We start from the raw sequence: 19,364 nt of genomic DNA, 5'->3' as shown, positions 1-19,364 counted from the left end.
GCTGAATTACCAGCCAAAGGTTGATTTTTCGCGGGTTTTACGAATTTCTGTTTCGTCCGCCCATTCTACTAAGCCACTTTTTAAATCCATTAAGCGCATTGTGAATTTATAGTATACGTCGGCTTTATCGGCATTCGATTTTACGATGCTCGACAGGTTGCCATAAAGCATATACTGCGCGCCAACTTGTTGGCCAAATGCAATCGCTTTAGTTGGGTCTACTAGGGCATCATCATTTTGAAAGTTCAATTGTTCTCGAGCGGCTTCTACGCGGCCCATATCAACAAAACGAAATTTACCACTGCGCAATAATTGTGTTGAAATTGAATCGGTAATTGATTCAGTATCAATGTGTTCACTGGTTTTGTTTTTTATACGTTCAACAAATACGATTGGTCGAGTATTAGCTGTTAATGTGCCGACCACAGGTGATGCCAACAGTGAATCCGTCATTTGGCTAGCGACTTTTTGTAAGTCAGTTGAACCGAAGTTAATATCAGTTGTTTCTACAGCTTGTGCGTCTCCGTAGCTGACTACGGCTTTATTGGCACAGCCACTGAGGGCAAGCGCACTCAAACCTAACAACGCAAAACCCGAGAGTGTTTTAAGCGTTGGTTTTTTAGTTGTGTTTACTGTATTCATAATGGTGTCCTTTAATCTTTAAATTCTTGTGCTTGTGTCGATACTTCGCGTACCGCTAATGAAAATGTAACCGCATCAGATGTAGGTGCAAGGCCAGGCAGTTGCACGTTAGCAAAACCAAATAAAGTCAATGATTGCCAAGGAGAATGATTGCCTTTGATCACAAAACCATCGCCGTCATACCAGGTAAATTGATACTGTAAATATTGTGATTTTTTATACTGACTCGAAAGTGTGACAACAACATCAGTTAATTGATTCGTTTGGCGAGTCTTTACATCACTAATGGCCAGCTTTTTACCTAGTGCAGGATTATCGACTTTTAGCTGTTGTTGGTATTGCGCTGAAGCTTGTTCAACACTTATACCTGATGTAGTCGGTCTACTGGTACAGGCAGCAAGTAGACAGACCGTTAATAATGGCACTAAATATTTCATGATAGCTCCTAAAGTTGCACTACATGGGAATTAAAATAGTTGTTAATAGAGGTTAGATAAATCAAGGTTAACCCTTGCTTACTAACCGTAAAGTTTATGTCTTTCTGATTGGCAAGTTTTAAAACATGGTCTCCTGCTGTTAACTGGGTGCGCGCAACACTTATTTGATTAGGTAAAGTTAACCAACTGCGGGTATCTGCTTGCTCAGAGGCTAGGTTGTATAGATTAGCGAGTATATTACCCACATCGCCGCCACTTCTAGCCAGCTCTGCCCGTACTTTTTCTTTAGCGACTAACCTTAGTATTTGCCTCGATACTCTTGCAGGTGTTTGTTCTTCAAGTGTTTTAGCCGCTAACGCTTCTATTCTTACCAATGGACTCAAAGGTAAAGTCTGTGTTCCGATACTAATGTCATTAACCGTTGGTATATAGGCTCTATCTTTATAAACGGGCATCGCTAAGCTATAAAAACGAGCATCACCACCGGATGTATTAATCGGCAGGCGCAACACAAATTCATCTTTTTCTGGCACTAAACCTTGTTCGATCAAGACCACAACGTCACCGCTGTTGGCGACTTGTTTTGGCAATTCAGCTAAGCGTTTTTTATACTCGGCAAAATCTTGATCAAATCCTTGCTGTTTTGCTAATTGCAGTACAACCTGCTGCAAATAGGTGTTTTCAGGGTTGATCTCTAATGCCTTTTTATAATCAATATAGGCATCATCGTATTGCTTATTACTTTGATAGAGCAAACCTGACAGATAAAATGTAAACGCATTTTGATAGCCATTTTTTACGTTTTTGATCACCTCATCCATACTTGGGTAATGTTTTTGTGCTGCTTTTACGCTAGCATCTATGTCGTCTTGATTAGCCGTTAACGCATCTGTTTGTACTTTATTTGCACGGCGAACTTCGACTAATGCGCCCTCAATATTATGTTGATATATATAATTAAGTGCTTGGTAACTGTGCAGCATACTCATTTCATAAGCCGCTGGCGTATAGCTAATGACTGAATCATTGGTAAAAAGGGCGTTACTTTGTTCAAGCCCTGCGCTTACTTGTATTTTTGCTGCTTGGCGTTTTATTTCCATTTGCTGATATACCGCTTCGTACTGTGGTCTTGCAGCCTCATTTTGATTATTTAAATTGCTTAAACGGGCCTGCTCTAATTGATTGAGCAAGTAGTTACTATGTGACTGCCCATTAGTCGGCAATAGCTGCTGGGCTTGGTCGATATTGTTGGTCTTAATAGCTTGGCGTACAGGCGACATTTGGGAGGCGTAATCCGAAAAAAGATCACTAAACCCAATGGTGCTGCATCCACTTAGCATGACACAAAAGCCAAAAATAACACTGCGTTGCACATGGCACTCCTTTTATAAGCGTTAATACAGATTAGCATAATCTAATCCAGAGAAGATGTTAAACAATGTAAAAAAGCGTAGCAATCACCGTGTTTATAAGAAATAGTTACGCGATCATTGGTCACTGAGTTGTTGCACGATACATTCGAATGATCAAAACAATAGGTAAGCTTTGCGCTATTATGGCAATCCTGTATAAATAGATACTTCAGGCAAACAGGTAGCTGATTTTCTTATTATGTTGATTAATTAATGGATCGAGTGGTTGCCGACTACTAAACGATAGAATAACTCACCTCATAGGGTTTAATGCTTAGCAAGATTAAAACTAAGGATCACTTTGAAAGCAACACTGTTTACGGTACTCGCCCTAGTGGCATTTGCAGCTAATTCTCTTTTATGTCGTATGGCATTAGCACAAAATTACATTGATCCATGGAATTTTACAGCTTTGCGGCTATTCAGTGGCGCATTGTGTTTAGGATTTATTTTCCTTATACAAGCAACACCAACAGAGTCTGTAGCTAGGGAAGATAACAATCTTAATAATGCAGAGCATGAACGTGGTAGTTGGCGCAGCAGTGTTAGCTTACTGGTTTATGCGTTATGTTTTTCAATTGCCTATGTAGAATTGGACACTGGAACTGGCGCGTTGATTTTATTTTCTGCTGTTCAATTGACTATGATTGGCTGGGGGATTTTCAACAAGGAGCGACTCACGACTGTACAGTGGTGTGCATTTATTATCGCTGTCATTGGTTTTGTGTATTTAATGCTGCCATCGGCAACGATGCCGTCAATGAGCCCAGCATTATTAATGACGATTAGCGGTATTGCGTGGGGGATATACAGTATTCGCGGAAAAGTGTGCCTATCCCCACTGAAAACCACAACGTTTAATTTTGTGCGTAGTTTATTTGCATTACCGATATTGTTGATCGTGGGTTTTGGTTATTTATCGGGGATCAGTTGGCAGGGGATCGCGCTTGCATGTGCATCTGGTGCTCTTGCGTCGGGTATTGGCTATAGTGCTTGGTATGTTGCCGTACCCTTATTAAAAAGCAGTCAAGCCGCAGTGGTTCAGCTGTGTGTGCCAGTGATAGCTGCATTGGCAGGGATGTTATTTTTAGCGGAAGAACTAAGCATTCAGTTTGTTATTGCTAGCGCCGTTATTCTTGGCGCTGTGCTAGTTTTTTTACTGGCTAAACAGCCGCAGGGCTGACATTCAGCACGTAACGCTGATACAGTTGCGGCAAATTCGCCAAAATAGCAGCTTTGCCGGCAAGCTGACTGTTATTTATAGTATCAGCTAATACGGTTAAACTCTGATGTTGTAGTAAAATGTCAGATTGCACTATGTGGCTAATATGCCAAGGTTCAGGCGCAACGCCGCCTAAATCATGTTGATAAGGGCGATAAAAGCCATACTTTTCTAAATGACTATCAAGCCACTTGGTCAGCGCTGCAAAAGGGCCATTGTCTTGGTATTCGTGCGGCTCTAACTGCAGCTGATAGTCATCAGAAACACTGGCTTGGTCAAAAATATCAAGATCAGTACCAAAGTGATGGCGACTGCTTCCCGGTAGGGCTGAATAAAGCATAATGGCATGGCATTTTTCAATGTCTGTCATGGAGGCTAAATCAACGGGCTGTTGCTGCTTATTGAGCACAGGTCGATGACCATTAAATTTAGCATTCCAAATCAATGCTTGACGTTCAAAGTTACGAAAGCTTGATGCAATAGTCAGTGCAAAGCCTGCATCGCGAGCTGCATTTTGCAACTGCATAAAGTCATCAATAATGTCTTTATGCAGTTTATGATCTTGATAATCAACAAGCAGTAGCTCGTCTTTACCACAGGCACACTCAGCCAACTGCTGCGATGTGAGCTTAGCAGGGATCATGTTAAAAGTTGCTCTAGAATTTGCTCGTAAATATCAGCAAGTGCAATGAGATCATCACAATTAACGCACTCATTCACTTTATGAATGGTGTCGTTACGTGGGCCAAGTTCAATAACCTTAGCGCCGGTTTGTGCTATAAAACGTCCATCTGAAGTACCGCCAGTGGTTTCAAGTGCGGTATTTAAGCCAGTTATTGATTTGATAGCTGCAACCGTGGCATCAATAAGCGGGCCGCCTTCGGTGATAAATGGCTGACCATTAACAATCCAACTCAGCTCGTATGCAAAATCATATTCAGCCAGAATGTCGTTAACTCGTTGCTGGAGTTGCTGGTGAGTTACTTCGGTACTAAAGCGAAAATTAAATTGCACTTCAAGCTCACCTGGGATCACATTGCCAGCTCCCGTGCCGCCATTAATATTTGAAATCTGAAAACTAGTAGCAGGGAAAAATTCATTGCCGTTGTCCCATACCGTTTGACTCAACTGGGCAAGCATTGGCGCTGCAATATGAATCGGGTTTAGAGCAAGTTGCGGATAAGCCACATGACCTTGTATGCCTTTAACAGTTAAAAAGCCAGTCAGTGAGCCTCGGCGGCCATTTTTAACGACATCACCCAGTACATCACGCGATGAAGGCTCGCCAACCAAACACATATCTATTTTTTCACCTCGGGCCTCCAGCGTATCGATTACTCGCGTGGTGCCGTTGATAAAAGGGCCTTCTTCATCAGAGGTAATTAAAAAAGAAATTGAGCCTTTATGATCGGGGTGTTTAGTTACAAATCGCTCGGTTGCTACCACCATGGCAGCTAAAGAGCCTTTCATATCAGCCGCACCACGGCCATGCAACATGCCATCGGCTAGAAAGCCAGAGAAAGGCGGGTGCTGCCAGTTCTTTTCTGGTCCTGTTGGTACTACATCAGTGTGACCTGCAAAGCAAAAGTGCGGTGAGCTGTCGCCTTTACGCGCCCATGTATTTTGGGTGTCAGTAAAAAACAGTGATTCAATATTAAAACCAAGCTGTGCCAATCGCTCATTCATTATAGTTTGGCAATCTGCATCTTCAGGGGTGACTGAGCGACGCTGTATTAAGGCTTGTGCAAGTTCGATGACGGGATGATTCATGATGCAAAAATCTCATCGTATTGCGCTGGTTTAAAACCTAAATGGTAGCTGTTGTTGCGAATAAGCACTGGGCGCTTGATCATTGCCGGTTGTGCTACCAAAATTGCCAAGGCAGTGTGTTTATCAAGGTTCTGTTTTTGCTCATCTGATAATTGGCGATAGGTTGTGCCACGTTTATTGACCAGATCTTGCCAGTCGATGTGCATTGCAAACTCAGTGATCATATCAAGGCTTATGCCGTCTTTACGGTAATCATGAAAATTAAAGTCAATGTTGTTATCGGTTAAATATTTTTTGGCTTTTTTTATAGTGTCGCAGTTACTAATGCCGTAAAGAGTCGTCATATTAATTACTTCTTAGTTAGTGTTAAAAGAGTATCTACCCCAGCTGTAACCTGAGATAAAGAATAATGTATTGGTTTAAGTTGATGCCCGTTAAGTAAAATAAGGCTGGCAAGTAAGGGGCTATTGAGATCTCTAAGATCAAAATAAGCGAGCCGTTGCCCTTTGGTTATTTTACTGCCGTTGAGTTGGGCTATATGAGTGTGTTTAATGTGTTGCTGTTGGTCTAAATATAAATTTAGAAGCACTTTTAAGCCATTGTTGGCTTGTAAAATAAATTCAGTACCGGCATTTTTTACTTGCATTAATGTACCATCAAAGGGCGCTAATATTTTATGATTGCTCAGGGCAACCATTATCCCTGGGCCAAGTGTGCCGTAGCTAAAGAAGGGTTCTGGGTGCTCGCTTAATGGGGCAACTTTACCACTAAAAGGGCTACAAATTGCAATACTGTTAGCCGCTAACTGACGTTGTGGTAAATAACTAATATCCGTGTATTTCATTATGTTAATTTGGGCTCATTGAGAAACTGATAGCCATCTTTTTTTAACGCGCTGATGGCATCTTTAATACGCTGTTGTTTTACTAAAACGTAATCGGTGTCGTAGGTTGAAATAGCAAAAATAGAGATATTTGCTGTGGCTAAAACTCCAGAAATATTTGCCATTATTCCGGTTAAGGAAAAACCAAGTGGACCGATCACTTCTAACGCGCGCCAATCGTGCTCAGCATCAAGGCTTTCAATAGCGAACTGGCTAGGGCAAACAATAGATAACTCATCGTTGGTTTTGGCGATAATAAACATTGATTGTTTGAATAAAGCAGCGGGGATCTCGCTATCAACATCAAGGCTATGAATGGTAAAGGCCGTACTATGCAGTTGTAACGTTTGCTTAGACATTGCTACCCCTTTTTTAATTGTGAGACTTCCCATCTGTGTATACTGATCAATAGTATAGATTATCTTACTTAAATAAAAGAGCAATGTTGTCCACAATTTCTGTGGATAAGGTTGGGAATAGGGAGGTATAACAACGCTAAGCTATTTATTTTATTCATAATTTTTATTAGCTAAAGAAATGCACAGGGTAAAGTGATCATCATGCAATCACTTTACCCATGGTGTTAAATATTTTCGGCTTGTGCCGCTTGGATAGCAGTAAGCGCAATTGTATAGACAATATCATCAACCAAAGCACCGCGGCTTAAGTCATTGACGGGTTTGCGCATACCTTGCAACATTGGGCCGATACTTATCAAATCAGCACTTCGTTGCACCGCTTTATAAGTGGTATTACCGGTATTTAAGTCTGGAAATATAAACACCGTCGCTTTACCAGCCACTGGGCTATTTGGTGCTTTTTTAAGTGCGACATTTTCCATAATCGCCGCATCATATTGTAAAGGACCATCGATGATCAGATCAGGGCGTTTTTGTTGCGCTAACTTTGTTGCCAGACGGACTTTTTCTACATCAGCCCCAGTGCCTGACGTGCCGGTGCTGTAGCTTATCATCGCTACTCGTGGCTCAATACCAAATGCGGCGGCTGAGTCTGCAGATTGAATGGCAATATCGGCTAATTGCTCAGCGGTTGGATCAGGATTAATGGCACAATCCCCGTATACCAGTACTTGATCAGGTAGCAACATAAAAAACACCGACGAGACTAATGATGACCCTGGTGCTGTTTTTATTAATTGCAGCGGCGGACGAATGGTGTTGGCGGTTGTATTTACTGCACCCGAGACCAGACCATCGACTTGACCACGCTCTAACATCATAGTGCCAAGCACAACGTTGTCTTGGAGCTGTTCAAGGGCAACCACTTCAGTCAGGCCTTTGTTTCTACGAATATCAACCATAGGCGCAACATAGTCGTTGATCACATCATGAGGTTCGATAATGGTTACATTTTCGTTTAGCTCAACACCTTGTTGTATAGCGATACGTTCAATTTCTTCTCGATCGCCCAATAGAATGGTCTTCGCAATACCACGTTGACCGCAAATAGCGGCGGCTTTTATTGTTCGAGGCTCATTGCCTTCAGGTAACACTATAGTTTTTGCCGCTTGGCGGGCTTTATCCGTGAGTAAATAACGAAATGCTGGAGGTGACATTTTACGAGTTTTTCCGACACTTTTAGCAAGCGTATCTAACCAGTCAGAATCAATATGGCTGGCATTATGATGCTTTACTTTATCAATTCGTTGTACGTCATCGCACGGTACTTCCATATTAAAGTTATGCAGTAGCAATGAAGTACGCCAGGTGTCAGCATCTGTACTGAGGATTGGCAGGCCAGTGGCCATCGCTTGTTCGCACAAGGTCATGATCCGTGGCTCAGGTTTAAAACCACCAGTTAATAAGATAGCTCCTAATTTAGTGCCATTCATGGCTGATAAACAGGCCGCAACTAACACATCTGAACGATCGCCTGGGGTCACCAGCAGTGCGCCTGGGGTAAAATGATTTAAGATATTTGACACTGTTCTGGCACAAAATGTTACGCGGCGTAGACGACGATGAGCCATATCACCTTCGTTGATCACGTCAGCTTTTAAATACGCACATAAATCTTTAACGCGCGGAGCAACCAGCTCAAAATCCCATGGGATCGAGCCAAGTAACATAAACGGATGTTTTCTAAAAATAGGTAAAGATGCTAAGCGATTGAGCTCATTGTCAAGCTCGTCGGGTTTATGTGCTTCCACGAGATCTGCGCGTGCTCTGCCTTCATCATCCAGTGGTGCATTTACTTTATTAAAAATACAGCCTAATACGCGGGCATGGTCAACACTGCCATAATACCCGGCTGCAATTTCTAGGCGGTCTTCAATTTGATCGTTACTGTCATTACCAGGAGTGAGCACAAACACAATGTCAGCGCCGAGAGTTTGTGCTATTTCGCGGTTTACTCTACCTGCATAAGGTTGGCGGCGAGTAGGGACCATACCTTCGATAATTGCGACTACATCGTTGCCTATGGCATTTTCAAAGCGCTCAACAATTTCTTCAAGTAAATCATCACCTTTTCCATCCCCGATCATTTGCTCTGCATAATCAAGCGCAAAAGGAGTAGGTGGTGTAATAGGTGAGCCTTGGGTGACAATTTGTGTTGATTTTTCAGGGCCCGTTTCACCTGAGCGAGGCTGGGCTATGGGCTTGAAAAAATTAACTTTGACCGCTTTTTGTTCTAACGCACGCACTAATCCGACTGAGACCGATGTTAAACCAACCCCAGTAGAGATAGGTACTAGCATAATTCGACGTGCCATAATTATAACTCCTGTGCAATTGAGGCGGCATCAAGAGCAATGACCCACTCTTCATTTGTTGGCATTACTACTGCTTTTGTTTTTGCATTATTACTGCTGATAACCCCTGGTGTGCCAAATCGGGCTGCAAGGTTGGCTGTACTGTCGCAATCAAGGCCAAGATAGCTCAGTTGTGTTATTACTTTATCACGAATAATATCGGAGTTTTCACCAATACCACCGGTAAAAATTAACGCATCAAGGCGTTGCAATGGCACCATAAATGCGGCTATTTGTTTTGCTAAACGATAACAAAACATCTCCAATGCTAAAATGGCTTTTTCATTTCCTGCAACAGCAGCTTCTTCTATTGTACGACAGTCATTAGAAAGTTCACTGATACCCAGTAAGCCACTTTGTTGGTTTAATAAGTCATCAATTTGTTGTGCATCGTAGTTAAGTTGGGTGGTTAAAAAGTTAAATAAACCCGGATCAATATCTCCGCTGCGGGTGCCCATCATTAAGCCTTCTAGTGGAGTTAAGCCCATGCTGGTATCAACACTTTTGCCATTTTTAATTGCACACACAGAGCAGCCATTACCTAAGTGAGCGCTGATAAAATTACTTTGCTCAATAGGCTGGTTTAAAAGGACTGCTGTTTGACCTGCAACATAATAATGGCTGGTACCATGAAAGCCGTAACGTCTAACACCATAATCAGTATAAAGTTTATAAGGGAGGGCATATAAATAGGCAACATTGCCCATGGTTTGATGAAACGCGGTATCAAACACTGCTACTTGCGGTAGTCCCTTGAATGATGCTTGCGCAGCAGCAATGCCTAATAAATTAGCGTGCCCATGTAATGGCGCAAGCGTAGCGGCTTGAGTGATTCCTTTAATTACATCGTCGTCAATCAGTACCGATTTAGTAAAGTGCTCGCCGCCGTGAACCACGCGATGACCTACTGCAATAAGGTTTTCAGCTAAATGGTGTTCGTTAATAAGGCTAACTAAGGTATCGATTGCCGCACTGTGAGCTTGATTAGGCGCAAGTTCAATCAGTTGTTTTTTGCCAAGGTATTTGTATTTCACAGATGGCGACGATGAGCCTAGGCGTTCAGCAAGACCTGAAATGATTTCTTCAGATGTGGCGGCATCTAAAATAGCGAATTTTAAACTCGAACTTCCACAGTTCAGTACAAGAACATGATGAGGTGATGATTGCGAAGACATAACAGGATCCCATTTTTTGACAATTGCGCATTAAGCTTAGTTGTTATATAACCAAGTACTCGAGCATAGTGATTAAAGTAAAAGAGTCATTGGTCGATAAATTGCTATGGATATCTGTAATGACTATACTAAAGTCTAGTTGACTTAACGTGCGCTTATTTTAACTCATTAATTGTTTTAAGGTAAGTTTAAACCATGATCAAAAACACGTTTTGGATGAAAAAGGTGGAAGGGATTTTACACAGGAATGTTACCGTGAATATGATACACTCATTGCGGTAACATTAATAAATATACCAGCGACACCTAGGAGTCATGATGCAAAAAAGTGTGATGTCACAAGTCCAAACTGGTCGTGAATATGCAAAAAAATGGCCTATGCGTAAAGAATTAGCGCCTCTGTTCACGGAGTTTAGAGTGATCAAAGCCACCGAGCTGGCAATTACAGTAATGCCGATTTTGGCAATGCTCACTTTATTTATGCAAATTAATTATTTAGGCAGCAGTTTTTTACCTCAAGCAGTCGCTATCGCGTTGTTTTTTTTATCTCTACCGCTACAGGGATTGCTGTGGTTAGGCAAGCGTGCAGATACTGTACTTGAGCCTGCGATGGAGCATTGGTATAAAGAGCTTCATACGAAAATGGTAGCCAATGGCTACCAAGGGCATGTCCCTAAAGATAAACCACGTTATGCAGAGTTGGCCCATTTACTCAATGATATGTTTGATAAAATGGACCGCGCGTTTACCCGAGAGAATCTGTAATACGTTTAAATTGACTAACATAAAATGACAGGGTGACGACTTGCTCACCTTGTTGTTCTAGTTGTTGCCAATGTTCAGGACGAAACTTCCAAGCAAAGGGAGTCATAGTGATCAAGTTCTTCACATCTTTAAATGGCAAGCTTATCTGTTGTTCTAATAATGTTTGCTCTATAAGCTCAAACCCTACAGGCGCAGCAATCGGTGTATGCGCATTGACGTCTCGGTAAATATAGTGCTTGAGTTCTTTTAAATGCCAAGGGCCAGGGCTTGCAACTACCAATGTAGCGTCTGGTTTTGCTAATCGAGCCAATTCAGCATCAAATAATGGGGCAAAAATACTCACTAATACATCTGCTGAGCCATCATTAAATGGAGCTTGGCTGATTGATGCAACGCTAAAATTACAATTACTGTATCGCTTTGCAGCATATTTAACTGCTGATTTTGATATATCGACGCCATAAACGTGTGCAGTACATGCATTGGCAATCGCATGAGTATAAAAACCTTCCCCGCACCCTAAATCAATTACCTGTTGTGGTGCTTGCAGAGCAACTCGCTGTGCAACGGCATGTTGTAAAAACTGGTAGTGCCCAGTGGTTAAAAAAGCACGCCTTGCTTGTACCATGTCAAGATTATCGCCAGGTTGCTTAGAGTTCTTTTGTTGCACAGGTAATAAATTCACATAGCCTTCTTTTGCAGTATCAAAGCTATGGTTGTTAATACATTTTAGCACTTTGGCATGTAACTCAAGCGATTGTTGGCAGAGCGGGCATTGGTAATCGAGACTCATGGATCTAGGTAATCCTTATCATAAAATGTTTTTACCCAATGTGGGCGATAGGTGATCAATAGGGTAATGGCCATGCCGTTTAACATCGCTTCAGGAAAGCAAATAATGACACATAAATAGAGATAGTTTTCACTTAATTCAAACCAATTGTAATTGCCGGTTAAATAATAAAATAAGCTAATGGTGATAATCTTAAAGCAGGCGATGAAAGCGGCGCAAATAAAAGTACATACAAAAATGTAAATGAAAAAATGCCGTGGTAATAGGTTATAACACAGTATAAATACCCCATAACTGACTAAAATGGGTAAGTAAGCGGTTAACAATAAGTGGATAGGTAATTGCGCAATGCTTATTTGATTGAAAGCCGTTAATAGCAGACTTGCTAGGGTGGCGCTCAATAATGCAAAGCGCCAGCCTAAAATAAGCGTTATGGCAGTTACACCTAAAATATGCAGTTCAAGACCGGGTAATATGCCGGCTTTAATTCGCCACAATAAGGCAAATGCTAACGCACAGACAAATAGGCCTGTTTGACGGGCTGGCGTGGTTATTAAATGTTGGTAGTGTGACTTATTGACACTCGACCAAAAAATACAGCCGATAACAAGCCAAGCAATTGCCTGAAGTTCAATGCTTATTATCGGGATTGTCGTTAGCTTATCCATTAGCGTTAACTAAAGGTTGACCATATTGGCGCATGATCTGATGGCTTTTCAATACCACGTAATTCATAGTCAATTCCCGCTTCAATACAACGAGTAGCCAAAGTTGGAGTCGCTAGGATAACGTCAATGCGTAGACCACGATTATCATCAAAGCCTCGAGAGCGATAATCAAACCAAGAGTACTGTTCGCTTGTGTCTGGGTGAAGTTCACGGAAGGTGTCTGTAAAGCCCCAATCTAGCAAGGTTGCAAGCCATTGACGTTCTTCAGGCTGGAATGAACATTTGCCAGTTTTTAACCAACGCTTGCGATTAACCTCACCAATGCCAATATCAAGATCAGTAGGAGAAATATTGATGTCGCCCATGACAATGACATCCTCGTCGTTACTGTGGTGGCTTTGTAAGTGAGTCATTAGATCACGGTAGAACTGTCGCTTATACGGAAATTTTGTTTCATGAGTAATGTTATCGCCTTGTGGAAAATAGCCATTCATTACGGTTAGATCACGGCCATTTTCTTGGCTAACAGTGACGCTGATCATGCGCTTTTGTGATTCATCAGTATCTGTTGCGAATCCTTTAACCACAGACTTAGGTTCAGTTTTGCATAGCATAGCTACGCCATAATGTGCTTTTTGACCATGAAAATAAACGTGGTAACCCATATTTTGAACATCTTCGAGTGGGAAAGCTTCATCATGTACTTTTATTTCTTGTAAGCCGATTATATCAGGCTGATGTTTATCTATGATTGCTTGTAATTGGTGCAGACGAGCTCTCAGCCCGTTAATGTTAAATGAAATTACTTTCATGGCTTGACCTTTAATTAGAGTTATCTTTTGCAGATTATGGCAAATTCTACCATCAATTAGCGTATGGTACATGCGCTTATTTATAATAATAAGCCGCTCAATTGTTGAACAAAGTATGAATTTTGATTAAACATTGTTAACGCTTTTTTAAATAAAAAATTAAATAGATAATTCGGTTGATTTGTAAACTTCGGTCTATATAATGCGCAAAAATTGCTCACAATATAACTCCACTTAAAGGTAAATCATGAAACTACAATTATTAGCATTATTCGTCGCAGCGACTGCTTTCTCTGAGACTGCCAGTGCAGCACATTATTATAATGCTGATCATAAAATTGAATCTAAATTATGCTCAATCAGTGCTAACGAAGGATTTACTGCAGCACGCAAAGTTGCAGCCCAGCACGGGGTGTATTTATCACGTTATTCAAAAAGTATTTTGTGTAATGGTGATGATATTCGTGATATTGCAAAAAAAGTGGATGATAAAGTTCGCCAAGAAAAAGTAATTGAAGTGTTTGCTAAAAACTCACAGGCAGAAACACAGCTATGTATTACTGCCTTGAAGCAAGGTTTGGCTCCAGTGAAAGAAAAAATAGCAAACTTAAACTCATTGATTTGTAATGGTGAAGTGGTTACTGAGTTTGTGAAACGATATCAAGGTGCGACAATTTGATTAAAAATGTAACGCACTAGCTCGTTTATCTACAATAGCAGCGCTTTAATCGCTGCTATTTTACATTTTTATAGAATAACTTTTCCAACCTATGTATTGATCTGGCATAATAGCGCGCTGAATATACCGCAACGTCTTGGTGCCTATGGTGACAAAATCTGCTACGAAAATGGCTACGAAACGAATCAGTGATGAGCAGCTTGTTGAGATCATTGAAGCGGCGATTTTTGTTGCGGGAAAACCAGTCAGTAAACGGCATTTAAAAGACACCGTATTAACTGAGTTAAGTGTGTCTATGACACGTATTAACCTCGCGATTGAACAGATCCAAATTCATTATCAAACCCGTGGTATTCGCTTAGTTGAAGTCGGTAGTGGATTTAGATTTCAGGCGTGTGCCAGCTTAGCCCCTTGGTTAAATAACCTTTGGCAAGAACGGGCGCCTAAATATTCCCGTGCACTATTAGAAACTCTTTCGCTTATTGCTTATCGTCAGCCGATAACTCGGGGCGAGATAGAGCAAGTACGTGGAGTGACCGTAGGCTCAACTATTATTAAAAGTCTGCTCGAGCGTGAGTGGATACATGTTGTTGGTCATAAAGAGGTGCCAGGTAGGCCCGCTTTATATGCCACAACCAAACAATTTTTAGATTATTTTTCGTTAACAGGTTTAGATAACTTACCGCCACTGCCAAAACAGCAGCAAAGTAAAATTGACCAGTTATTGAGTGATCCTTCTGTGAGAGAACTATCCGAATGAGTATACAAGGTGAAAAGTTACAAAAAGTCTTAGCAAGAGCGGGCGTAGGTTCGCGACGTGAGATGGAAAAATACATTGATGCAAATCGTGTCAGTGTTAATGGTAAAGTAGCAAAGCTGGGTGATCGTGTTGAAGAAACCGACCAGATCCGTGTTGATGGCCATACGGTAAAAATTGAAGAAAAAGCTGAACGTATCTGTCGCGTTGTTATGTATAACAAACCTGAAGGTGAGTTATGTACACGTAAAGATCCTGAAGGACGTAGAACGGTATTTGACCGCCTGCCGCGCGTTGATGGTGAACGTTGGATTGCTGTTGGTCGTTTAGATATAAATACAGCAGGTTTAATGTTGTTCACCAATGATGGTGAGCTTGCTAACCGCTTAATGCACCCAAGTTACGAAGTAGAGCGTGAATATTCAGCACGTGTATTTGGTGAAGTAACAGCAGAAACTATCAAAAATTTAACCAAAGGGGTTGAGCTTGAAGATGGTATGGCAAAATTTCTTACTATTAAACCACTGGGCGGCGAAGGTATTAACCGCTGGTATAATGTAACGCTGACTGAAGGGCGTAACCGTGAAGTTCGTCGTTTATGGCAGTCTCAAGACGTTGAGGTTTCTCGCCTTATTCGTATTCGTTATGGTAAATTAGAGCTCGATAAACGTCTACCACAAGGTGGTTGGGCTGAGCTAGATTTAGAGACTGTAAATTACTTACGTAAAACAGTTAAGCTTGGCCGTGAAACGCAAACAAAATTATCTGTTATGCCTGAAAAACGCAAAGATAAGCGCGCTAAAATTAATCAAATTCGTAAAGCAGTCAAAAAACATAATAATCGCGTTAAACAAACTAAACGCCGTTAATATCTGCCTTGCATTAAAAAAGCCGCTAATTAGCGGCTTTTTTATGTTTAGTACTTGGTTTATACCAATCGACTTAAATATTTAACCATTCTAGCGGGCTAAATAAAGTGCTAACTGCGTTAGGGATTTTTTATGTAGAACAACTACATGTCAAAATTCCTGCCTTGTTATCACTGTATTTATCTGTCGCTATAAATGGTCAGTAACTTAACACGACTGGTATTATTTCTTTGTTTGCGCGTCTAATGATTGACCATTGACGTCTTTTGAATCATCACTCATTAAGTATAAATAAGTTGGCATTAAGTCTTCAGGGCAGGCTAGTTTATCGCGATCTTCGCCTGGATAGACACTGGCACGCATAGCTGTGAGGGTGGCGCCGGGATTAATACAATTTATCCGGATATTCGTTTTACCAACTTCACATGCCCATGTTTGCATCATTCCTTCAACTGCAAATTTTGAAATGGCATACGCGCCCCAAAACTCACGACCTTGGCGACCAACCCCAGAAGAGGTGAAAATAATTGAAGCACTTGGAGATTTACGTAAAACTGGAAACATATATTTTGTAATCATCGCTTGAGCGGTAACATTCACTTTCATGATGTTATCAAACGTTGATGAACAAAAATGCTCAAGTGGACCCAGTGAGCCAATTATTCCTGCATTATTGAGCAAGCCATCTAGTTTACCAAATTGCTGTTCAATGGTAGCGCCTAAATCACGAAAGTTTTGTTTACTTGCACCTTTTAAATCCATCGGTACAATCGCAGGCTTTGGCCCGCCAACGGCAATGATTTCATCGTACACGGCTTCCAGTTTGCTGGTGGTTTTACCCAATAATATAACCGTTGCGCCATGTTTGGCATAAGTTATTGCAGCCACTCGGCCAATGCCGTCACCTGCACCAGTTACTAAGATCACTTTGTCTTGTAGGGCATTATCAGCCGCTTTATAGGTTTGCATAATAAAGGTCCAAAAAATCAATTTGATTGATTTTAACATAGCAAAACACCAAGTTATCGAATTTATTGCAAAATAAGGTGGCGAAATTTGAAACTTTACGTTAACTTTAACTGGTCTAATGTCTTATTAATAACCTAATTACATTATTTTAACTAAATATTACGCGAAAACTTAAAAGAATTAGTAACAAAATTAGCTACACTTATTTATCAACACACATAAAAAAAAGATTACGTGCGGAGCAAACAATATGAAAAAAATGCTACTCTCACTTGCAATTACAGCTGCTCTAGCTGGTTGTGGCGGCGGTGAAACGTTAGAAGATGTTAAAAATGATACACCACCAGTTATTCCATCAGCTACAGTTAAGTTTGATCCCGCAAATGGGGTTATTTCAGTACCAAATGATTTATTAATGAGTGGTACAAAAGATGGCACTATTAATATCCCCGGTGAGTTGAGTGCTAATGGTGTATCAGTGCCAAGAAGCGCCTATGCTAACCCGTCCCTGGCACTAGGTGCACTTGATGGCTGGTCTAGCCAAGTTCCTTATAAAATAGATCTTACCTTTCCTGCGAATGTTAGCCTTGATGAAAGTTCGGCTGGTGCGCCGGGATCTGTGCGTATTTTTGAAGTTGTTATGGGCGCTAGTTTAACAGATGCAGATTGCGCAGCGGTACCCGCTGGAGCCGGATGTAAACTATTAGGTGAATTAACCTTTGGCGTTGATTTCATCACTAAAGCAAGTGGCAATGCGGTTGCTATTATTCCATTAAAACCGTTTAAAGCTGGCAGCTCGTATATTAATGTGCTGACGACTGAGCTTAAAGACTCATTAGGGCGTTCTATCGAGCCTTCATCAACTTATGGTTTGGTTAGTGAAGAGACCCCACTGATCACCGAGAGCCAATTAGCGCTTCAAGGCGTGGTAAACAGTTATGAAAATGTGGTCACGTCAGGTGGCACTATTAGTAAAGATGATATTATTTTTAGTGGGGCGATGACGATTCAGTCTGTTGGTCCGGTACTTGGTACTATTAAAAAGTTACTAGCAGCAAGCCTGCAAAACCCAGCCTTGCCAACACCAATGGTTCAAATCCCAGAGCAACCACTGCTAACGGTTGAGCAAGTCTTTGCTTCACAAGGTGTTACTGGACTTTCGCCAGCATTTGCAGGTGTTCAATATCAAAAAGGTAGTGTGACACTACCTATGTATTTATCTCAGCCTGAAGGAAAAGAAATTTCAAATTTGGCTGACACATATTGGCAAGGCATGTGTTCAAGCCCAGTTGCCGTTCTTAATCAGCAAGCAGCTGATCAAGCGCTGCGCGAAGCAGGAAAAGAAGATGAAATTGATCCTACAATGTTTGATGTTGGTCCATATGAGCCGCTTTGCCAAGGTTTAAGTGAGGGGAGATTACATGATTACCCGAAAATTGATATTACTCGCCACTTAACAAAATACAATCCGATCCCTAAAGTGCAAAGCCAGCAAGAAGTAACTGTTCAGATAACAAAACCTATTTTGCCTGTAATAAATTTTATCAGAACACAAAGTCTTGGTATGTCGGCACTTGAAATGCCAGCTGGTGGTTGGCCGGTGGTGATAATGCAACATGGTATAACTTCTAAAAAAGAAGATATGTTGGCATTAACGGCTAGTTTAGCGATTCAAGGCTTTGCAACGGCCTCAATAGACCATCCAGTGCATGGTGAACGTGGTATTGACGTGGATGACGATGGTAATGATGATTTTAATGCATCAACAGGCTCTGTCCTGGCGTATATGAATTTGCAATCATTACTAGTAGCACGTGACAATTTAAGACAGTCTGCAGCTGATTTACTTGCTTTACGTCTTGGTCTAAACTTTACAAACGATACATCACTTAACACTTCTGATGTAGTGTTTATTGGACATTCATTAGGCTCAGTAGTTGCTCCCGCTTTTGTTACTCAAGCAAATACACCTTTAGATAGCCAAGTTGATGGTCTGTTCAAAGTCAATAGCGTCGCACTTGCTAGCGGTGGTGGTGGGATAGCCAGCTTCTTACTAGAATCGGCGAGTTTTGGCCCATTTGTTCAAGGCTCAGTATTGCTATCAGCTGGGACATCTGAATCTGCTGAGTTCCAAGCTTATAGAGAGAGCTCTGCTGTATCAAATTGTGGTGAAGCAGTTTCTACGAGCGAGAGTATTTCATGTGGGTATGGAGAATATTACACTTCGTTAAATGCAGCTGGTGAAATGACTAAGCTAGCTAACATTCAAGGTGTAATGAGTCAGTTCTCATTTGCAGCACAGACGGCACTTGATAGCGGGGATCCTACAAACTATGCATCTGCTATAAAAGCGCTTGGCACACCTGTTTATATGAATGTGGTAGTTGGAGATGGAGAAGTTAATGGAAATAAACCAGACCAAGTGATTCCACCAATGACTGTAAACAATCCAATTGCAGGCTCACTGCCACTTGCTAACTTAATGGGTTTAACGACAGTAACCCAGTCGCAAGCGCCTACTGACGATGGTATGAGTTATTTAGTTAAATTTACCAAAGGGCATCACAGCTCAGTACTTACACCTGCACCGAATGCAGCCGCAGGCGCGACGGCTGAAGGAAGCGCTGCCGCGACAAGTGAAATGCAATTACAGATTGCAACTTACTTAGTAACTCGAGGTCGTGCGTTATCTATTCAAAATACCGAGATTGTCACTGATTAACTTTTTAGAGTATTAA

The 19,364-nt window shown here is 41.4% G+C and carries 20 protein-coding genes; 6 read left to right on the top strand and 14 right to left on the bottom strand.

From position 1 onward, the window contains the following. Nucleotides 1-6: 6 nt before the first annotated feature. Genes lpoB through H5183_RS03700 form a run of 3 tightly spaced genes read right to left on the bottom strand, consistent with a single transcriptional unit; the run spans nt 7 to nt 2,452 of the window. A complete protein-coding gene (gene lpoB, locus H5183_RS03710; protein WP_145233716.1) occupies nt 7-642 on the bottom strand; it encodes a penicillin-binding protein activator LpoB in 636 nt (211 codons plus the stop codon). An 11-nt stretch (nt 643-653) separates the two neighbouring features. Further along, the gene (locus H5183_RS03705; RefSeq protein WP_145233718.1) at nt 654-1,079 is read right to left on the bottom strand and encodes a YcfL family protein; all 426 of its coding nucleotides are present in this window, start codon (nt 1,077-1,079) and stop codon (nt 654-656) included. An 8-nt stretch (nt 1,080-1,087) separates the two neighbouring features. After that, the gene (locus H5183_RS03700) at nt 1,088-2,452 is read right to left on the bottom strand and encodes a tetratricopeptide repeat protein (RefSeq protein ID WP_182730974.1); all 1,365 of its coding nucleotides are present in this window, start codon (nt 2,450-2,452) and stop codon (nt 1,088-1,090) included. 340 nt (nt 2,453-2,792) lie between these two features. Here H5183_RS03700 and H5183_RS03695 point away from each other — a divergent pair, with 340 nt between their 5' ends. Continuing rightward, nucleotides 2,793-3,674 carry a DMT family transporter gene (locus tag H5183_RS03695; protein WP_182730973.1) on the top strand — a complete coding sequence of 294 codons (882 nt, stop codon included), beginning with the start codon at nt 2,793-2,795 and terminating at the stop codon, nt 3,672-3,674. Here the strand turns inward: H5183_RS03695 and H5183_RS03690 are convergent. The 7 genes from H5183_RS03690 to H5183_RS03660 form a co-directional block, all read right to left on the bottom strand. Then, complete coding sequence (locus H5183_RS03690) at nt 3,655-4,356, bottom strand: M15 family metallopeptidase (RefSeq protein ID WP_182730972.1); 702 nt, start codon at nt 4,354-4,356, stop codon at nt 3,655-3,657. The two genes, H5183_RS03695 and H5183_RS03690, sit on opposite strands and share 20 nt — an antisense overlap. Further along, nucleotides 4,353-5,483: a succinyl-diaminopimelate desuccinylase gene (gene dapE, locus H5183_RS03685; protein ID WP_145233727.1), complete on the bottom strand. Its 1,131-nt coding sequence runs from the start codon at nt 5,481-5,483 to the stop codon at nt 4,353-4,355. The genes H5183_RS03690 and dapE overlap by 4 nt, the downstream gene beginning before the upstream one ends. Beyond that, nucleotides 5,480-5,827, bottom strand: a complete 348-nt coding sequence (locus tag H5183_RS03680; protein ID WP_182730971.1) for an ArsC family reductase — start codon at nt 5,825-5,827, stop codon at nt 5,480-5,482. Before H5183_RS03680 ends, dapE begins: the two co-directional genes overlap by 4 nt. Before the next feature lie 5 nt (nt 5,828-5,832). Further along, nucleotides 5,833-6,327, bottom strand: coding sequence for a PTS glucose transporter subunit IIA (locus H5183_RS03675; RefSeq protein ID WP_145233732.1), 495 nt, complete (start codon nt 6,325-6,327; stop codon nt 5,833-5,835). After that, nucleotides 6,327-6,725: an ACT domain-containing protein gene (locus H5183_RS03670; RefSeq protein ID WP_182730970.1), complete on the bottom strand. Its 399-nt coding sequence runs from the start codon at nt 6,723-6,725 to the stop codon at nt 6,327-6,329. The genes H5183_RS03675 and H5183_RS03670 overlap by 1 nt, the downstream gene beginning before the upstream one ends. A gap of 224 nt (nt 6,726-6,949) precedes the next feature. Further along, nucleotides 6,950-9,100, bottom strand: coding sequence for a phosphate acetyltransferase (gene pta / locus H5183_RS03665; protein ID WP_182730969.1), 2,151 nt, complete (start codon nt 9,098-9,100; stop codon nt 6,950-6,952). A gap of 2 nt (nt 9,101-9,102) precedes the next feature. Further along, nucleotides 9,103-10,314, bottom strand: coding sequence for an acetate kinase (locus tag H5183_RS03660; RefSeq protein ID WP_182730968.1), 1,212 nt, complete (start codon nt 10,312-10,314; stop codon nt 9,103-9,105). Between the two features lie 318 nt (nt 10,315-10,632). Here H5183_RS03660 and yfbV point away from each other — a divergent pair, with 318 nt between their 5' ends. Continuing rightward, on the top strand, nt 10,633-11,079 hold the full coding sequence (gene yfbV / locus H5183_RS03655) for a terminus macrodomain insulation protein YfbV (protein ID WP_145234096.1): 447 nt from the start codon (nt 10,633-10,635) through the stop codon (nt 11,077-11,079). Here the strand turns inward: yfbV and rlmA are convergent. From rlmA to xthA, 3 genes are read right to left on the bottom strand one after another with little or no spacing between them, the layout of a single operon-like run. Next, nucleotides 11,060-11,872, bottom strand: a complete 813-nt coding sequence (gene rlmA, locus H5183_RS03650) for a 23S rRNA (guanine(745)-N(1))-methyltransferase (RefSeq protein ID WP_182730967.1) — start codon at nt 11,870-11,872, stop codon at nt 11,060-11,062. The two genes, yfbV and rlmA, sit on opposite strands and share 20 nt — an antisense overlap. Then, on the bottom strand, nt 11,869-12,516 hold the full coding sequence (locus tag H5183_RS03645; RefSeq protein WP_182730992.1) for an energy-coupling factor ABC transporter permease: 648 nt from the start codon (nt 12,514-12,516) through the stop codon (nt 11,869-11,871). The genes rlmA and H5183_RS03645 overlap by 4 nt, the downstream gene beginning before the upstream one ends. 29 nt (nt 12,517-12,545) lie before the next feature. Then, nucleotides 12,546-13,352, bottom strand: a complete 807-nt coding sequence (xthA, locus tag H5183_RS03640; RefSeq protein ID WP_145233743.1) for an exodeoxyribonuclease III — start codon at nt 13,350-13,352, stop codon at nt 12,546-12,548. Nucleotides 13,353-13,599: 247 nt separating this feature from the next. Here xthA and H5183_RS03635 point away from each other — a divergent pair, with 247 nt between their 5' ends. The 3 genes from H5183_RS03635 (at nt 13,600) to rluB (ending at nt 15,657) form a co-directional block, all read left to right on the top strand. Next, nucleotides 13,600-14,031 (top strand): exonuclease III, encoded by a 432-nt coding sequence (locus H5183_RS03635; RefSeq protein WP_145233745.1) that lies wholly within the window; start codon nt 13,600-13,602, stop codon nt 14,029-14,031. Between the two features lie 169 nt (nt 14,032-14,200). Beyond that, the gene (gene scpB, locus H5183_RS03630) at nt 14,201-14,791 is read left to right on the top strand and encodes an SMC-Scp complex subunit ScpB (protein WP_149981032.1); all 591 of its coding nucleotides are present in this window, start codon (nt 14,201-14,203) and stop codon (nt 14,789-14,791) included. Next, nucleotides 14,788-15,657 (top strand): 23S rRNA pseudouridine(2605) synthase RluB, encoded by an 870-nt coding sequence (gene rluB / locus H5183_RS03625; RefSeq protein ID WP_145233749.1) that lies wholly within the window; start codon nt 14,788-14,790, stop codon nt 15,655-15,657. Before scpB ends, rluB begins: the two co-directional genes overlap by 4 nt. Before the next feature lie 222 nt (nt 15,658-15,879). Here the strand turns inward: rluB and H5183_RS03620 are convergent, their stop codons facing one another. Further along, the gene (locus tag H5183_RS03620; protein WP_182730991.1) at nt 15,880-16,626 is read right to left on the bottom strand and encodes a YciK family oxidoreductase; all 747 of its coding nucleotides are present in this window, start codon (nt 16,624-16,626) and stop codon (nt 15,880-15,882) included. Between the two features lie 250 nt (nt 16,627-16,876). Between H5183_RS03620 and H5183_RS03615 the strand changes: the two genes are divergently transcribed. Continuing rightward, on the top strand, nt 16,877-19,348 hold the full coding sequence (locus tag H5183_RS03615; RefSeq protein ID WP_182730966.1) for a VolA/Pla-1 family phospholipase: 2,472 nt from the start codon (nt 16,877-16,879) through the stop codon (nt 19,346-19,348). Nucleotides 19,349-19,364: the final 16 nt, after the last annotated feature.

The organism is Pseudoalteromonas sp. SR44-8, from assembly GCF_014163635.1.
GTDB lineage: Bacteria > Pseudomonadota > Gammaproteobacteria > Enterobacterales > Alteromonadaceae > Pseudoalteromonas > Pseudoalteromonas rhizosphaerae.
Note: the sequence above shows the minus strand (reverse complement) of the source record. Positions and strands in the feature narration are given on the sequence as shown.

Coding starts and splice junctions, on each gene's coding strand:
- H5183_RS03675 (WP_145233732.1), bottom strand. CDS start 6,327: ATGAAATACACGGATATTAGTTATTTACCACAACGTCAGTTAGCGGCT.
- H5183_RS03620 (WP_182730991.1), bottom strand. CDS start 16,626: ATGCAAACCTATAAAGCGGCTGATAATGCCCTACAAGACAAAGTGATC.
- H5183_RS03615 (WP_182730966.1), top strand. CDS start 16,877: ATGAAAAAAATGCTACTCTCACTTGCAATTACAGCTGCTCTAGCTGGT.
- rlmA (WP_182730967.1), bottom strand. CDS start 11,872: ATGAGTCTCGATTACCAATGCCCGCTCTGCCAACAATCGCTTGAGTTA.
- H5183_RS03705 (WP_145233718.1), bottom strand. CDS start 1,079: ATGAAATATTTAGTGCCATTATTAACGGTCTGTCTACTTGCTGCCTGT.
- H5183_RS03690 (WP_182730972.1), bottom strand. CDS start 4,356: ATGATCCCTGCTAAGCTCACATCGCAGCAGTTGGCTGAGTGTGCCTGT.
- dapE (WP_145233727.1), bottom strand. CDS start 5,483: ATGAATCATCCCGTCATCGAACTTGCACAAGCCTTAATACAGCGTCGC.
- rluB (WP_145233749.1), top strand. CDS start 14,788: ATGAGTATACAAGGTGAAAAGTTACAAAAAGTCTTAGCAAGAGCGGGC.
- scpB (WP_149981032.1), top strand. CDS start 14,201: ATGGCTACGAAACGAATCAGTGATGAGCAGCTTGTTGAGATCATTGAA.
- H5183_RS03680 (WP_182730971.1), bottom strand. CDS start 5,827: ATGACGACTCTTTACGGCATTAGTAACTGCGACACTATAAAAAAAGCC.
- H5183_RS03660 (WP_182730968.1), bottom strand. CDS start 10,314: ATGTCTTCGCAATCATCACCTCATCATGTTCTTGTACTGAACTGTGGA.
- H5183_RS03670 (WP_182730970.1), bottom strand. CDS start 6,725: ATGTCTAAGCAAACGTTACAACTGCATAGTACGGCCTTTACCATTCAT.
- yfbV (WP_145234096.1), top strand. CDS start 10,633: ATGCAAAAAAGTGTGATGTCACAAGTCCAAACTGGTCGTGAATATGCA.
- lpoB (WP_145233716.1), bottom strand. CDS start 642: ATGAATACAGTAAACACAACTAAAAAACCAACGCTTAAAACACTCTCG.
- pta (WP_182730969.1), bottom strand. CDS start 9,100: ATGGCACGTCGAATTATGCTAGTACCTATCTCTACTGGGGTTGGTTTA.
- H5183_RS03635 (WP_145233745.1), top strand. CDS start 13,600: ATGAAACTACAATTATTAGCATTATTCGTCGCAGCGACTGCTTTCTCT.
- xthA (WP_145233743.1), bottom strand. CDS start 13,352: ATGAAAGTAATTTCATTTAACATTAACGGGCTGAGAGCTCGTCTGCAC.